This window comes from Bradyrhizobium sp. 2S1, assembly GCF_011516625.5.
GTDB classification, from domain to species: domain Bacteria; phylum Pseudomonadota; class Alphaproteobacteria; order Rhizobiales; family Xanthobacteraceae; genus Bradyrhizobium; species Bradyrhizobium septentrionale.
On the sequence record NZ_CP147717.1, the window covers coordinates 4,895,627 to 4,909,718 of the forward strand.

15 protein-coding genes and 3 pseudogenes are annotated in these 14,092 nt (G+C 60.8%); 12 read left to right on the top strand and 6 right to left on the bottom strand.

Annotation, left to right across the window (positions count from 1 at the left end):
* The 3 genes from HAP54_RS23155 to HAP54_RS23165 are packed head-to-tail and all read left to right on the top strand — an operon-like array spanning position 1 to position 1,607.
* The gene (locus HAP54_RS23155; protein ID WP_166303993.1) at positions 1 to 522 is read left to right on the top strand and encodes a nucleotidyltransferase domain-containing protein; all 522 of its coding nucleotides are present in this window, start codon (positions 1 to 3) and stop codon (positions 520 to 522) included.
* A 34-nt stretch (positions 523 to 556) separates the two neighbouring features.
* Positions 557 to 907 carry a hypothetical protein gene (locus HAP54_RS23160; protein ID WP_339156850.1) on the top strand — a complete coding sequence of 117 codons (351 nt, stop codon included), beginning with the start codon at positions 557 to 559 and terminating at the stop codon, positions 905 to 907.
* Positions 908 to 914: 7 nt separating this feature from the next.
* On the top strand, positions 915 to 1,607 hold the full coding sequence (locus tag HAP54_RS23165) for a hypothetical protein (RefSeq protein ID WP_166303998.1): 693 nt from the start codon (positions 915 to 917) through the stop codon (positions 1,605 to 1,607).
* 63 nt (positions 1,608 to 1,670) lie between these two features.
* On the opposite strand, the gene dinB is transcribed toward HAP54_RS23165, so the two are convergent.
* Entirely contained in the window at positions 1,671 to 2,708 is a 1,038-nt protein-coding gene (gene dinB, locus HAP54_RS23170) for a DNA polymerase IV (RefSeq protein ID WP_175619842.1), read from the bottom strand.
* 65 nt (positions 2,709 to 2,773) lie between these two features.
* Complete coding sequence (locus HAP54_RS23175; protein ID WP_175619843.1) at positions 2,774 to 3,523, bottom strand: SOS response-associated peptidase; 750 nt, start codon at positions 3,521 to 3,523, stop codon at positions 2,774 to 2,776.
* 44 nt (positions 3,524 to 3,567) lie between these two features.
* On the opposite strand from HAP54_RS23175, the gene HAP54_RS23180 reads away from it, so the two are divergent.
* A complete protein-coding gene (locus tag HAP54_RS23180; protein ID WP_166298543.1) occupies positions 3,568 to 4,602 on the top strand; it encodes an IS110 family transposase in 1,035 nt (344 codons plus the stop codon).
* Between the two features lie 251 nt (positions 4,603 to 4,853).
* Here the strand turns inward: HAP54_RS23180 and HAP54_RS23185 are convergent, their stop codons facing one another.
* Together HAP54_RS23185 and HAP54_RS23190 are read right to left on the bottom strand one after the other, a co-directional pair.
* Positions 4,854 to 5,303: a hypothetical protein gene (locus tag HAP54_RS23185; protein WP_166308265.1), complete on the bottom strand. Its 450-nt coding sequence runs from the start codon at positions 5,301 to 5,303 to the stop codon at positions 4,854 to 4,856.
* 47 nt (positions 5,304 to 5,350) lie between these two features.
* Positions 5,351 to 5,614: pseudogene (locus HAP54_RS23190) on the bottom strand (hypothetical protein); the annotation flags it as partial.
* A gap of 82 nt (positions 5,615 to 5,696) precedes the next feature.
* On the opposite strand from HAP54_RS23190, the gene HAP54_RS23195 reads away from it, so the two are divergent.
* The 6 genes from HAP54_RS23195 (at position 5,697) to HAP54_RS23220 (ending at position 10,215) form a co-directional block, all read left to right on the top strand.
* Positions 5,697 to 6,826, top strand: a protein-coding gene (locus HAP54_RS23195; RefSeq protein WP_166204126.1) for an IS3-like element ISRj2 family transposase whose coding sequence is annotated in 2 segments (ribosomal slippage) — positions 5,697 to 5,949 and positions 5,949 to 6,826 — 1,131 coding nt in all. Because the reading frame shifts where the segments join, the coding sequence is not laid out codon by codon here.
* A 434-nt stretch (positions 6,827 to 7,260) separates the two neighbouring features.
* A complete protein-coding gene (locus HAP54_RS23200) occupies positions 7,261 to 8,193 on the top strand; it encodes a Ku protein (protein WP_166304003.1) in 933 nt (310 codons plus the stop codon).
* A 195-nt stretch (positions 8,194 to 8,388) separates the two neighbouring features.
* Complete coding sequence (locus HAP54_RS23205; RefSeq protein WP_248114464.1) at positions 8,389 to 8,535, top strand: hypothetical protein; 147 nt, start codon at positions 8,389 to 8,391, stop codon at positions 8,533 to 8,535.
* Positions 8,536 to 9,198, top strand: coding sequence for an HAD family hydrolase (locus tag HAP54_RS23210; protein ID WP_166304006.1), 663 nt, complete (start codon positions 8,536 to 8,538; stop codon positions 9,196 to 9,198).
* Between the two features lie 142 nt (positions 9,199 to 9,340).
* On the top strand, positions 9,341 to 9,757 hold the full coding sequence (locus HAP54_RS23215) for an NUDIX domain-containing protein (RefSeq protein ID WP_175619845.1): 417 nt from the start codon (positions 9,341 to 9,343) through the stop codon (positions 9,755 to 9,757).
* Positions 9,754 to 10,215 (top strand): metallophosphoesterase family protein, encoded by a 462-nt coding sequence (locus tag HAP54_RS23220; RefSeq protein WP_166304008.1) that lies wholly within the window; start codon positions 9,754 to 9,756, stop codon positions 10,213 to 10,215. Before HAP54_RS23215 ends, HAP54_RS23220 begins: the two co-directional genes overlap by 4 nt.
* 84 nt (positions 10,216 to 10,299) lie before the next feature.
* Here the strand turns inward: HAP54_RS23220 and ligD are convergent.
* Positions 10,300 to 11,246 (bottom strand): annotated as a pseudogene (gene ligD, locus HAP54_RS23225) (non-homologous end-joining DNA ligase).
* A gap of 143 nt (positions 11,247 to 11,389) precedes the next feature.
* On the opposite strand from ligD, the gene HAP54_RS23230 reads away from it, so the two are divergent.
* Positions 11,390 to 11,938, top strand: a complete 549-nt coding sequence (locus HAP54_RS23230) for a cell envelope biogenesis protein TolA (RefSeq protein ID WP_224741815.1) — start codon at positions 11,390 to 11,392, stop codon at positions 11,936 to 11,938.
* Between the two features lie 124 nt (positions 11,939 to 12,062).
* On the opposite strand, the pseudogene HAP54_RS23235 reads toward HAP54_RS23230, so the two are convergent.
* Positions 12,063 to 12,366 (bottom strand): annotated as a pseudogene (locus tag HAP54_RS23235) (response regulator).
* Positions 12,367 to 12,609: 243 nt separating this feature from the next.
* On the opposite strand from HAP54_RS23235, the gene HAP54_RS23240 reads away from it, so the two are divergent.
* Positions 12,610 to 13,818: a sensor histidine kinase gene (locus tag HAP54_RS23240; protein ID WP_166304011.1), complete on the top strand. Its 1,209-nt coding sequence runs from the start codon at positions 12,610 to 12,612 to the stop codon at positions 13,816 to 13,818.
* Positions 13,819 to 14,092: the final 274 nt, after the last annotated feature.

Consider the following 14,092-nt stretch of genomic DNA (forward strand, 5'->3'; position numbering starts at 1 on the left):
GTGGCAATTCCTGAGACTCAGCTTGAGACGTGGACGCACGTAGGCGCCGCCGCGCAGTCCGCGGCAACGTATCAGTCGATTAAGGGCGTCATCGAACACAAGGACGCGCCTTATTCGTCCCGACGCATCGACTCATTCCTGCAAGGGTCATACGGCAACGATACGAACGTCTACGGCGCGGATAGCGACGTCGATATCGTCCTGCGCACCCGAGGTCTGTTTCACTACAACATCGACGCCCTGTCAGGGCCGGAAAAAACGGCATTCAAAACCGCGTATCCAACCCCTGCCGAATACACCCTGAAGTCATTTCGGACCGATGTAATCACGTGGCTCGACAAGCAGTACGGAAGCGACCTGGACACCTCGGGAAAGAAGGCCCTGCGGCTTAAGGCGAATGGGACTCGGCGCAGCTCCGACATTCTGCTGGTCGCGTCGCACAAGAAGTATTCCCGTTACTACAGCGAACAGGACAAAGAGTGCATCGAGGGCATTCTATTCACTACAGACCAACGGGACTGAAATCGTCAATTACCCGAAGCAGCATTCCGAGAATATGACTCGGAAGCATCAGGCGACGGCCGAATGGCTCAAGCCGACCGTGCGCATCTTCAAGAACATGCGCAATCGGCTCATTCGGGACGGGAAGATAAAGAGCGGCGTCGCTCCCTCCTACTTCATTGAAGGCATGCTTTACAACGTGCCAGTAAGCGAGTTCGGCGTGAGCTACGCGAACACGGTCGATAAGTGCTGGGGCTGGCTCAACAGTCCGCCAGATGCCAGCGCCCTCATGTGCGCTAACGGCATCCATCCGCTCGTTCGCGACAACAGCCACACGTCTTGGCCCATCCAGGGCCATCTCGACTTCTTGGCGGAAACTCAGAAGCTCTGGGTCCAGTGGAAGTAGGCTTCTGATGACTAGCCACACGGCGGACGAGGCGAAAGCCGCGAACATAGCGGCCATGGGTGAGCCGCTTGGCGCGCTGTACTCAGCCCTTTGGCAATCGGTAGCGGTCGTTCACGTGTATTGGAAAGAGTATGTCGAGCTGTTCGGCAGCAAGCCCGAGCGCATCGACTTACTCAATCGTGCGGCGCCGGCCTTCTTTCACATGCTTCAAGACGAGCTATGGGAGCTAACACTGCTTCGTATCTCGCGTCTTACCGACCCGGCGAAGACCGGTAGGGCTGGTAGACAGAACCTGAGCATCCAAGCGCTACCGCCGTTGATCGGCGACGCGAAGCTGAAGGCTCGGGTAACGCAGCTCGTCGCGGATGCAGTTTCGGAGACTGCATTTTGCCGCGACTGGCGAAATCGACGGATTGCTCACAGCGACTTACTGCTCGCGCTCGAGCAACCGACCACGCAGCTCGCGGACGCGAGTAGGCTGAAAGTGAAAACGGCGTTGTTGTCGCTAACAGCCGTCCTCAACGCCGTCGCCGGGCACTATATGGATTCCGAGAGCCGCTTCGACCTGGGAGGGCGAATTAACGGTGCCGTCACCCTGCTCTATGTTTTGAACGAAGGGATGAAGGTAGGAGAGGCCCGCGAAAAGCGACTAGAGGAAGGGAAGCCGATCCCGAGAGACTTCCGTCGCGAACACATATGAGTAGGAGACTGGCATGATAGGAGACGAGCTGAAACACCGAAACAAAGTGGTAATCCACACGGTCTAGATTGGCAGATCCAGCTGTGGCTCCGCGCTATCTTCGGAGTGTAGCGATGAGAGTGAGATACCTAAGAGCCGAACCGGTCTTGGAAGAGGCGTTTCGTTCTTGAGCAGGCTGATGACCAAGCGCTCCAGATCGCTTCTGCTCGACACGGCGGCGGGGACAGACCTGCTGCGTGTCATAATCTCGAAATCTGCAAATTTGACCTTCAGCGTTACTGTCCGGCCCCGCGAGCCCTTTTCTTCGCAGTGCCGCCAGACCTTGTCGATCAAAGGCTGCAGTTCCGACACCATCGCCTTGAACTCAGTGAGATCAATGGAGAAGGTGTTTTCTGCGCCCACGGATTTCCGCACACGGTCGGCTCTGACCTCGCGGTTGTCGACACCCCTCGATATCCAATAGTAATAGCTTCCGGCCTTGCCGAAATTGGTCTGCATAAATTCGAGGGACTGATTGCGCATATCGAGCCCCGTGTACAGGCCCAGCGCATTCATCTTGGCGCTGGTCGCAGACCCGATGCCGTGAAATCTGTCGACCGGCAGGGTTTCCACGAATGCCGGGCCCATCTCAGGCGTGATGACGTACTGGCCGTTGGGTTTGCGGTGGTCGGAGGCGAGCTTCGCAAGAAACTTGTTGTAGGAGATGCCGGCCGAGGCGTTGAGACCCGTTACCTCCTTGATCCTCGCACGGATCGCCAACGCGACGTCCCGCGCCAACGGAATGCTTTGCAGATTTTCGGTCACGTCGAGGTAGGCCTCGTCCAGCGACAGCGGCTCGATGATCGGAGTGTGCTCGGCGAAGATCTCGCGTATTTGCTGGGAGACCGCCTTGTACACCTCGAAACGCGGCTTCACGAAAATCAGGTCTGGGCATTGCCGCTTCGCGGTCACCGATGGCATGGCCGACCTGACGCCGAACTTGCGCGCTTCGTAGCTGGCCGCCGCCACGACACCCCTCTCGCGGGATCCACCGACGGCGACCGGCTTGCCGCGAAGATCCGGATTGTCCCGCTGCTCGACCGATGCGTAGAAGGCATCCATGTCGATGTGGATGATCTTGCGCTGGCGGCTCGGGGAAGCTGCTTGGTCTTCATCGTCCTCGGTGCTCACGTCGCTAGCCCGGCCGTATCTTCCTTGACGCCGCGGGCGACGATCCGGAGCGTGTCGTCCGGAAGCGGCCGCTGCAGCTTCAGGGCTTCGTCCGCAGGGGCCGTCATCCAGGTTTCGACTTCGTCCGGCGTCGTCAGGATCACGGGCATCGCCTTGGGGTGGATGGCACCAACCTCGGCATTCGGCTCTGTCGTGAGGAACGCGTAGAGGTCGTTGGTCGTCTCGCCTTCCTTGACCTTTCGAACCGACGTCCAGTTCGTCCAGATGCCGGCGAAGCAGGCGAGGGGGCGGGTCTCATCGAGCGCGAACCAGATATCGCCGCCCTCGGCCTTGTTGAACTCGCTGAAGGAGCTGAACGGCACCACGCAGCGGTTTTCGGCTCCCAACCATCTCGTCCAGTGCTTGCTCTTCACATTGCGGATGTTCGTCGTGCCGCCGTCTGGCTCCATCCGCAGCAGTTCCTTGAAATCGACGGTCTTGCCCTTGGCCTGCAGCTTCTCGGCTCGTTTCTTCGTGGCGTCCATCAGCGCTTTTGACGACGACGGCATTCCCCAGCGCGCCGTAGCGAGTTCGCGCCCCTCGGCCCCGTTGCGCACGATCGGTGCCTTGTAGTCCGGAAAAACCCCGGGCATCGGCGCCAGATTGCCGACGTATCGGTTCACGACGCGGAACAACGCGCTGATCGCGGCTTGGTTGGTCGTTATCGAGTAGATGGGGTGATTGCGGTTGCTGCTCGAAAGGCTCAGCCTGGAAGGGAAGCCGGCGAGCCGGTGGCAGCAGGAGCGGGAACATGAAGCACTATGTCGGTCTGGATGTTTCGCTAAAGGAGACGGCTATCTGTGTTGTGGACGAGAATGGCGTCGTCATTCGCGAGGGCAAGGCACTTTCGGAACCGGAGGCTATTGTTGCCTGGCTCAACGAAAGCGGATTGCCCATTGTCAAGATCGGGATTGAGATTGGTGGTCTCGCTCGTTGGCTGTACAGCGAACTGCGTGCTGCCGGCTTACACGCAGTCTGCATCGATCCCCGAAGACTGCGTGGCGTGACTAAGACGATGCCGATTAAGACCGATCGAAACGACGCTCGCGCCATTGCACAGGTAATGCGGGTCGGCTGGTACACCGTTGTTCATATCAAGGGTGACGTGAGCCAGGAGCTACGAATGCTTCTCAACAATCGCAAGACGCTTTTGATCAAGCAGATCGATATCGAGAACGAAATTCGCGGCGTCTTACGCGTCTTCGGCTTAAAGCTGTCTGGTCGTATATCTCAAGCGACGTTTGAGCAGCAGACTAATGAACTCACAGATGGCCATCCACGACTCGCGGCGATGCTGCGCCCAATGCTTGTGGCTCGAGCCGCGCTGCGTGAACAGTACGGCGTCCTGCACAAGATGGTACTTGAAATAGTACGCCGCGAACCGACATGTCAGCGGCTCATGACGATACCGGGCGTAGGTGCACTGACGGCAATCACGTTTCTAACAACCATTGATGACCCAGATCGCTTTCAACGCTCCCGCGATGTTGGCGCGCATCTTGGCCTTACGCCACGCAAATACGCATCTGGGGAAACCGATCGGAATGGCGCTATTTCGAGGTGTGGCGATGTGATGCTCAGGACCATACTTTATCAGGCCGCGCTTGCACTTCTAACCCGCACCAAGCGTTGGTCCGCATTGAAAGCTTGGGGTGTAAGGGTGGCCAAGCGACGCGGCCTTCGCCGAGCGGTCGTAGCAGTCGCACGAAAATTAGCGATCGTGATGCATCGGATCTGGGCAGATGGAAGCGAGTTCCGATGGACCCGCGAGGAGGCGACCGCATGATCAATTAGCAATTCAGCGGATCCGCCGAAAAGGTGGGACGACGTCCTGCGAGGACGAGGTCGGGGTGACTGCGCTGCAACCTCTGTGCCTGCAGCACGCGCCTAATAGATAGCAGCTCCCGATCTTCGGACTACCATCGTGAGGCGGCTATGAACGTCGACCTCGTAGACAAGAGCGAGCCTCGCAGGCTGTCGGTAACGAGCTGAACCCTTGTGCCAGCAACCGCAATCAGACAAGAGATTGCACATCGGTCAGGCTTCGGTCCGAGGGTGGCGCGGCTGCCAGGCTAGTTGTAGCAGAGTCGCGGAAGGACGCCGGCCAGCCTTGGCGCATTTGCGGCAGCGCAGCCGGCTGGCGAGATCGTGCACGAAGGTGGTCGGCGGATGCTTCATCGCCGCGAGGTCAACGTCGCTCGCCGTCTTGCAGCGCGCGCACTGGATCTCCAGCCAAGGGAAGCCTCCATTCACCGCTTGGTCGATCGTCGGGGACGGATCAATCGGTTCTCCGTCTGACCACATGCGTTCGTTCCAACTCTCGCATAGCAGCTTGTCGGCCTGCTGGATGAGCGCTTCCCCCTTCGCTCGCGTCTCCGCCGAGCGGGTAGCCAGGATGTTGGCCATTGCCCGCGCCTTGCCGAGCTCTTTCGCCAGAGCCTTTCGGTCGCCGCCCGACAGGGGCGTAGGGTGATACTTCGGGGCCATCCGGACATCCAGGCGCATAGAGATCGGATCGGCAAATCCAGAGCGGGCTACGGCGTCTCGAACGCCGGCCAGCACCCGTCTTCTTCATGCCTGCCGGTGCGCTGCTGGCAGGTGTTGTCGAGCAGTCGCTGCGCGACGTCCTTCCAGACCGCGTTGCTGCCATACAATCGGACTGCATCGGCGGTCTGGATTTCCACGGTTCGCTCGCAGCGGCGGCAGGAGATGCGCAGGACGTGGCGTTGAATTTCCGAAAGACGCCGCTGCCGCATCTGGGCCCCGGTCGCCTCGGCGCGCGAGTCTTTGAGAGAGCTGGCTCCGCAAATTCGGACAGTAGCTTGAGTGGATTTTCTGCCTGACAGCGGCGAGGATTCTTGCTGCGAATCAGGAGCGAAGATGACGAAGAAGAGCCGCCGGATGCATTCTCCGGCATTCAAGGCGAAGGTTGCTTTGGCTGCGGTCAAAGGCGACAAGACGCTGGCGGAGCTGGCGCAACTGTTTGATGTTCATCCGAACCAGATCACGATCTGGAAAAACCAGCTCCTGGAAGGCGCCGCCGGCGTGTTTGGGCATGACAAGGCGTCGGCCGAGACGCCGGTCGATTTGAAGGCGTTACATGCCAAGATCGGCGAGCTGGCGTTGGAAAACGATTTTTTGTCCGGCGCGCTCACCAAGGCGGGCCTGCTGAGCGCAAAGCGATGATCGACCGCGGTCATGATCTTTCTATCGTGCGCCAGGCGAAGGTCCTGAAGCTGGCTCGCAGCACGGTCTACTATGAACCTCGGCCAGTTTCGGCCGAGGACCTTGCCTTGATGCGTCGGCTCGATGAGCTGCATCTCGATTATCCCTTCGCGGGAGCGCGTATGCAGCGATCGTTGCTGCGGCGGGAGGGCGTATACGCCGGTCGCCGCCACATCGCGACGCTGATGAAGCGCATGGGGATCGAGGCGGTCTATCGTCGCCCGAACACGAGTAAGCCGGCACCGGGTCACAAGATCTACCCGTACCTGTTGCGCGGATTGAAGATCGAGCGGCCCGACCAGGCGTGGGCAATGGACATCACCTACATTCCGATGCGGCGTGGCTTCGTCTATCTCGCGGCGGTCGTCGATGTGTTCAGCCGACGGGTCCTGGCCCATCGCGTCTCGATCACAATGGAGGCGGCCTTCTGCGTCGAAGCGGTCCAGGAGGCGTTGGCGAAGCACGGCAGGCCCGAGATTTTCAACACGGACCAGGGCAGCCAGTTCACCAGCCTCGAGTTCACCGATGTGCTGCTGGACGCGAAGATCGCCATCAGCATGGACGGCAAGGGCGCCTGGCGCGACAACGTGTTTGTCGAGCGGCTCTGGCGCACGGTCAAATACGAAGAAGTTTATCTCCGCGCCTACGACAGCGTGTCCGAGGCGCGAGCGTCAATTGCCAAGTATCTGGCCTTCTACAATCAGGGACGCCCTCACTCGAGCCTTGACGGGCGCACGCCCGACGAGGCTTACTTCGGCACGCAAGCTATGGTGATGGCCGCATGACCGTCGCCGACGATTTTGTCGTCGCTCTGGTCGGGCTACGCCCTCCCGACGCAACGACAAAATCGTAAGGCCCCGCGTTCAGCATAACCCGGCAGGAATCCACTTAAATCCCGCGGGGCGCTGTCCAAACAACCGGCGCCAGCTCTGAGTACCGATTCCCAGTATTCGGCCGGGAGCGGCGAATCTGGAACTGCAGCGGAAGGAGCCGGCCTGCGGGCGGCTTGAGCGGCCAGTTTTTCCATCTGCTTCGGGGGCGGCATGCGCCAGCTCGCGGGTCGATCGGTCATTCCGAATTAGAACATAAAGTGAACAAAAGTCGAGTCCCGCCTGGGCAGACATCCGAGAAAAAATCGCCCTGTTGGGAAGGCCGCGATGTCGGAACCAAGCCGGTTCGTTCGTCTTGAATCCGGCAACAGTAGTGGAGTTCCCCCGCCATGGCCCCCCGCGCTAACTGGAAAGGCTTCCTGCGTCTTTCCCTCGTCACCTGTCCGGTGGCGCTCTATCCGGCCACGTCGGAATCCGAAAAGGTCTCCTTCAATCAGCTCAACCGGAAGACCGGTCACCGCATCAAATATGCCAAGGTGGATGCCGATACTGGCGAGGAAGTCGCCAACGAAGACATCGTCAAGGGCTACAAGGTCGACACCGACACTTTCATCGAGGTGACCAAGGAGGAGCTCGAGAACGTCGCGCTGGAATCGACGCGGACCATCGAGATCGATGAGTTTGTCGACCGCAGCGAGATTGATCCGCGATATCTCATCCGGCCCTATTACCTGTGTCCTGACGGCAAGGTTGGGCACGATGCGTTCGCCGTCATCCGCGAAACCATTCGTGAGATGAGCAAGGTCGCGATCGGACGCGTGGTGCTGACCAATCGTGAGCACATCATCGCCCTAGAACCCATGGACAAGGGTCTGATGGGAACGCTGCTGCGCTACCCTTATGAGGTGCGTTCTGCGGACGAGTATTTCGACGAGATCCAGGATGTCAAAGTCACCAAGGACATGCTCGATCTCGCCAAGCACATCGTCAATCAGAAGGCGGGTCACTTCGAGCCGGATAAGTTCGAAGACCAGTACGAAACCGCCCTCATCGATCTCATCAACCAGAAGCGCGCAGGCAAACCCATCACCGCGAAAGCACGTCCGCGCGGTGAGAACGTGGTCGACCTGATGGACGCGCTGCGCAAGAGTATCGGAGGAGGCGCGGCGGCAGCGACAGAGGCGCCGAAGAAGCCAGCCAAGAAGGCGCGCAAGGCGGCACCCGGCCAGAAGGAAATGCTAATGCCGATCGCCGGCAAGAAACCGGCCAAGGAGGCTTCGGCAAAGAAGCCGGCGGCCCGACCGCAGCGGAAGTCAGCCTAGCGTGTCGTGAAACGTCCAGTGACGCCAGACGGGCGTTGCTTCGTCGTCCGCGGCTGGCTCTGGCGGATGGCGAATCCCGTCTCGACGAGGTCAAGCGAGCCGATGTCGTCGGTTAGCTGATGGGGGCCCCGGAGGGCGCAACGCGACGCAGAGAAAGCGGCCAACCTGGAGGCGGAGGCAATGGCGCATAGGGCCGTGGACAAGCTCGAACAGGCGCTCGGCGAGCGCGGCCCGGTATGGTGGGACGACGGCTCGCCTGATCTCAACCGGCACATTGCGAGGAAAACGCTTTATGCCGACTGGTATGCGAAACTAGCTCGCTCCGACCATGGAGGACTGTGAGTGCCAAAAGCGGCGATCTTCGATCTGGACGGCACGCTTCTGGACTCGGTGGATCTCCATGCGCTGGCATGGCAGGAAGCTCTGCTCAAGTTCGGCCACGATGTGAGCTTCGAGCAGGTGAGAGGCCAGATAGGCAAGGGCGGAGACAAGCTCATTCCCGTCTTCCTGTCCGCCGATGACCAGCGAGACCACGGCAGAGAACTGGAGGAGTGGCGTGGCGATCGTTTCAAGACGGAGTATCTGCCGCTTGTGCGTCCCTTCTCGGCGGTCCCGGATTTGCTGCGACGCGTGCGCGACGCCGGACTTCAGATCGCCGTTGCGTCCTCGGCGAAGAAGGATGAAGTCGACCAGTATCTCGACATCGCAGGCATCACCGACCTTGTGGATTTGAAAACTTCTTCCGACGACGTAGAGCAATCCAAGCCGGCGCCGGATATCTTCAAGATCGTTCTCAAGAAGCTTAAGATCGAAGGCGCCGACGCCGTCGCGATTGGTGACACGCCGTACGATGCGGAAGCGGCGGGTAAGGCGGGAGTTCGCACGGTGGGCGTACTCTGCGGAGGCTTTACGGAGGACGAATTGCGGAAAGCCGGGTGCGCCGAGGTGTATCCGGGGCCTGCTGCGCTACTAGCCTGTTTCGAACGTTCGTTGTTGCGCAAGTAGGCAGTCGTCGCTCCTCAGATCTTCCGCCGTTGCTTAGCATTGGGTCTGCGCCGCAAAATAGGAGCGATATGGCTGCGCTGAACAAGACTTCCAGGAGATCGACCTTGAGCGCGGGCATTCTGGCGCTCGCGGGCTCGAAGTTCTGCTCGTTCATCCCGGCGGTCCGTTCTGGCGCAAGAAGGACGATGGCGCCTGGTCGATTCCGAAGGGCGAAATCGATGCCGCGGATGCTCCAGAGCAGGTCGCGCGGCGCGAGTTTGCCGAGGAGCTCGGCCACAGCGCTTCGATTGGTCCACTCCAACCGCTCGGGGAGATCCGGCAGCGAGGAGGGAAGCGCGTCATCGCATTCGCAGGCGAAGGCCATTTTGACCCGGCTGCGCTGACCAGCAATACCTTCGATATCGAATGGCCGCCCCGAACAGGTCGGCGGCAGAGCTTTCCCGAAGTAGACCGCGCGGAATGGTTCGATATCGAGTTCGCACGGACCAAGATGCTGTCCGCTCAGGTAGAACTTCTCGATCGTCTTTTGGCGATCGCGGCTGAGAGCGACGGAAAATGATGCTCAGGATTGGAATTATTTCGGACACGCACGGCCTGTTGAGGCCTGAGGCGGAACGAGGCCTGACGGGCGTCGATCACATCATTCATGCCGGCGACATCGGGCGCCCCGAGATCGTCGATGCGCTTCGCCGGATCGCGCCTATCACCGCCATCCGTGGAAACGTGGACATCGGCGAGTGGGCCCGTCAACACCCAGACACGACACTCGTGCGCTTGGCGGGAAAGTTCTACGTTCTGCACGACCTGAAGACGCTGCAGGTCGATCTTGGCGCCGGCATCGACGTCATCGTCTCCGGGCATTCCCACATGCCGAAGATCGACACGGTCGGTGGCGTTCTCTACCTGAATCCGGGCAGCGCGGGACCGCGACGCTTCAAGCTGCCGATCACGCTTGCGACGCTCGACATCACGCCTGAGGGCATGCGACCGGAAATCCACGACCTTGGAGGCGACTGAGCGCACCACCGCGCAGGGAATTCACAGCCGAGGAGGCGAATGCGTTAATTCGTTCCGCCCGCCGGTTACGCCCGAAGGGAAGCTCTATTTGCGCGGACGTTCTCGCTCGCGCACGACATCCTTCGCCCGCTTGTCCGACCGGAACCCGAGGTAGACGGGCTGGCGCAGTTCGCCCTTGCTCGTCCACTCTGCGAATTTTACCTCGGCAACCAGCGAAGGCCTGACCCACGTGGTGACGGCCTCATCCTTCACTTTGGCAGGGAAGGGTGATTTAGGGGCCGTCAGCTTCACGAGCTTGGCATGGAGGTCTTCCAGGACCTTGTGGCTGAAGCCAGTCCGACATGTCCGATGTAGCGCCATGTATCGTTTTCCCGCACGGCGAGGACCAGGGCGCCGAAGAACGGCCTGCTGCGCCTGGGCGCCGTGAAGCCCGCGATCACCACTTCCTGTCGCTTTGCCGTCTTGATCTTCAGCCAATCCGGAGTCCGGTTTCCGGACGCATACGCGCTGTCCGCGCGTTTCGCCATAACGCCTTCCAGACCTTTCCGTTCGGCCTCGGCGAAGAATTTCGTGCCGTCTCCTTTGCGGTGAGGACTGAAGGCAATCAGCTTGTCGCGCGGCAGAATTGCCTTCAGCCGCTTCTTGCGCTCGAGAAGAGGCTGCTTGCGCAAGTCCGTTGCGTTTTCGAACATGAGATCGAAGACACAATATTTGAGCTTCGCTTCATGGCGCAGCGCGTTTTGAAGCAGCTGGAAATGTGAGACGCCGTCCTTGCCGATCGCGACGAGCTCGCCGTCGATCACGGCGTCGCCCTTCACGCCCTCCAGCGCTTTGGCGACCTCGATATAGCTCCGGCTGATGATCTTGCCGTTACGGCTGTAGAGTGCAACCTTGCCCCGCCGGATTTCCGCGATCATCCGGAAGCCGTCGTACTTGTCCTCGAAAACCCAGTCGGGGTCGCTGAACGGCGCGTCGGTGAGCGTCGCGAGCATCGGCTGCAGGCGCTTGGGCAGGGTCGACGTCCGGCTCATTCGAGGCCAATCCTTAAGAGCGCGTTGCGAAATGCATGGACGTCCTTCAAGGATTAGGGAACGCCACGAGGGCGCGTCATGTTCCGCGGGCGCCGTGACGTGCGCGACGCTGACGATTGATCGGGGAGGGGCGGATCAGACAGATGGCCAAGAAACTGAAAACCTATCAGACCTCGCTGGGTTTCTTTGATCAGGCAATGGCCGCGCCATCTATGAAGGCGGCGCTGCAGGCGTGGGGCGCCGACAGCAACCTCTTCCATCAGGGCGCAGCCAGGGAAAGCCGCGATCCAGATGTGATCGCCGCTACCATGGCGAAGCCGGGCGTTGTTCTCAAGCGCCCCGTCGGATCCGACGGCCCGTTCGGAGAGCATGCCGACCTACCCACCGATCTGGACGACACCGACAAACCGGCCAAAGTCACCCGCAAGTCGAAAGCCCGCAAACCGAAGAAAAGTTCATTGCGGCCCGCCGACAAAGCGGCGGAGCGGAAGGCGGCACTCGCGTACGAACGCGAGCAGAAACGCCGCGATCGCGAACGGGAAAAGGAAGAGGCGGCCAGGAAGAAGGAGTATGAACGACGGCAGGCGTCCGTCGACAAGGCACAGGCTGCGTTGGACGAAGCCGCCGCCTGCGTCACGGCCCCGCCCATCGCCATCGAGGGGCAACGCGGCGCGTCGCACAAGCCCACATAGGAAAATCCATCATCGTGCGGCGGCCATTCTCAGGCGAAGGTTAAATGGAGCGCCTCCACGCGAGGCAGGACGCGACGTCGAATTGCGGACGTGAAGCATCCGTGGACCGTCAGGATTTCGATCCTCAAGGTGGCGCGGCGAGGCTCCCGAGGACCTCGGCGATCGTTGCGGCGGTGTAAGGCTTGGGGACGAACACTCCGCCTTCCGGAAGGTCGCCCATCGCTGATGGTCACGCGTCCCGATGTGGCGACGAGCTTGATCGGGGGCCATCTATCGCGCACGAACCGCGCAAGCCTGAGGCCGTCCATCGATCCCGGCATCTGGATGTCGGTGAAGACGATATGGATATCCGCTCGGGCTTCGAGGATGGCGATCGCCTCGTCGGCGTTGCCAGCTTCGACCACTTCGTAACCCGCCTCAGCGACCATCTCCGCCCCGCTGGTCCGGAGCAGCGACTCGTCTTCTACGATGAGAACGACCGGCCGGCCGACTGCTGACGCCCTCCAAAGCACCTTCCTTTGCCGAGCTAAGTGCGCCGGGGGTGCATCGTTCCATGGGCCGGGGAAAGTGCGCGCAGGACCGGTCCAGAACCCGAAATCCCTGCCAACGCATCGGCATCGTGCTAAGTTCGGAACGCTGAGAGCTCGCCCCCGATTACCTGAAGGATTCCCATGCCAGCTCCATCTGGGAAAGAGTCGATATCGGCCCCTGCCGATGCGACCGACGCGACCAGGCAGGAGCTTCCATATCGCCTGCGACAGCAGTCCCTATTGGGAGAATTCGGCCGTTCCGCGTTGCAAACCCGCGACATCGAGCAAATCCTGCAGCGCGCAACCGAGCTCTGCGCCCAAGGCCTCGAAACCCCGTTCGCCAAGGTTCTGGAGTATATGCCCGACGACGAACGGCTGCTGGTGCGTGCCGGCGTCGGCTGGGAATCGGAGGTGATCGGCCAAGTGTCTCTTGGCGTCGATCTCGAATCCCCCGCCGGCTACGCGTTCCAAACCGGACAGATGGTGATTTCCAATCACCTCCAGGAGGAAACCCGGTTTCGAACGCCGAAGCTCCTGTCGGATCATGGGATCCGGCGCGCCATCAACGTGCTGATCGCGCGCGGCGGCGAAGGTCGTCTGCCGTTCGGAGTCCTTGAGGTCGACAGTCCCGAACCTGGGCAATTCGATCCTGCCGATGCGAACTTCCTTGCCGGTTTCGCCGGGCTGCTCGGCATCGCCATCGAGCGCCAGCATGCCGACGCCGATCTCCGCCAGGCCCTTGACCACCAGGCCATGCTGACGCGGGAAATGAGCCACCGCGTCAAGAACAGCCTGGCGTCCGTCGTGGGGCTGCTGCGGGTACAGAGCCGTAGCGCGCAGTCGGAGGAAGTCCAGGATGCCCTCAAGGACGCGGCTTCGCGCATCACCACGATCGCGCAGGTCCACGATCATCTATGGCGTAGCGCCAGGATCGGATACGTCGATATCGCCGATTTCGCCGGCGAGCTTTGCCGAAAGCTGCAGGAGACGGTTCCCCACACGGTTCGCTGTACCTTCGGCCACCTGATGATTTCAGCCGATAAGGCGATTCCGCTGGGCCTTCTGATCAACGAGCTTGTGACGAATTCCGCCAAGCATGCCTATCCCGACGGATCCGGCGACATCCACGTCTCGGGCGAAAGGCGCGGGGAGGACTTACACGTGGAGGTGTCGGACCGGGGAATTGGCCTTCCGAAGGATTTCGATATCGACCAGCCGCGGGCAAGCCTGGGCTTCAAGGTGATCAAGAGCCTGCTCGCTCAACTCGACGGACACATTGATGTGGTCTCCAACATGCCAAAGGGGGTGACCGTCCGGCTGGATGTACCGCTGGAGGCGAGCGCGACGTGACGCGCCGAGCATTCATAATCGGCGATCGACACGCCCCAGGGCTTCGCGACCCCGTCCCGCATTCCTCGGGAGCGAGCTCCGTAACGGCCTGATGGAGGTTCGCAGGCAGTGTCATTCCGCGTCGTGCATGACGATTTCAGCGCCTCGTAAAAGGGCGCTGCAACGCCTTTGGCCTTACACAAGCAAGGGGCGCACTGGGACGAAATTTACGCGCTTCGCCGGCTGGAACAGCCAGCCGTTCAAGGCGACCGGCGAAGTCATAGAAAATGACGGC

Bases quoted from the DNA above. Each gene is read 5' to 3' on its own strand.
- HAP54_RS23185 (WP_166308265.1), bottom strand. From the start codon at position 5,303: ATGGCCCCGAAGTATCACCCTACGCCCCTGTCGGGCGGCGACCGAAAG.
- HAP54_RS23230 (WP_224741815.1), top strand. From the start codon at position 11,390: ATGGCCAAGAAACTGAAAACCTATCAGACCTCGCTGGGTTTCTTTGAT.
- HAP54_RS23220 (WP_166304008.1), top strand. From the start codon at position 9,754: ATGATGCTCAGGATTGGAATTATTTCGGACACGCACGGCCTGTTGAGG.
- HAP54_RS23200 (WP_166304003.1), top strand. From the start codon at position 7,261: ATGGCCCCCCGCGCTAACTGGAAAGGCTTCCTGCGTCTTTCCCTCGTC.
- HAP54_RS23160 (WP_339156850.1), top strand. From the start codon at position 557: ATGACTCGGAAGCATCAGGCGACGGCCGAATGGCTCAAGCCGACCGTG.
- dinB (WP_175619842.1), bottom strand. From the start codon at position 2,708: ATGGATGCCTTCTACGCATCGGTCGAGCAGCGGGACAATCCGGATCTT.
- HAP54_RS23180 (WP_166298543.1), top strand. From the start codon at position 3,568: ATGAAGCACTATGTCGGTCTGGATGTTTCGCTAAAGGAGACGGCTATC.
- HAP54_RS23165 (WP_166303998.1), top strand. From the start codon at position 915: ATGACTAGCCACACGGCGGACGAGGCGAAAGCCGCGAACATAGCGGCC.
- HAP54_RS23240 (WP_166304011.1), top strand. From the start codon at position 12,610: ATGCCAGCTCCATCTGGGAAAGAGTCGATATCGGCCCCTGCCGATGCG.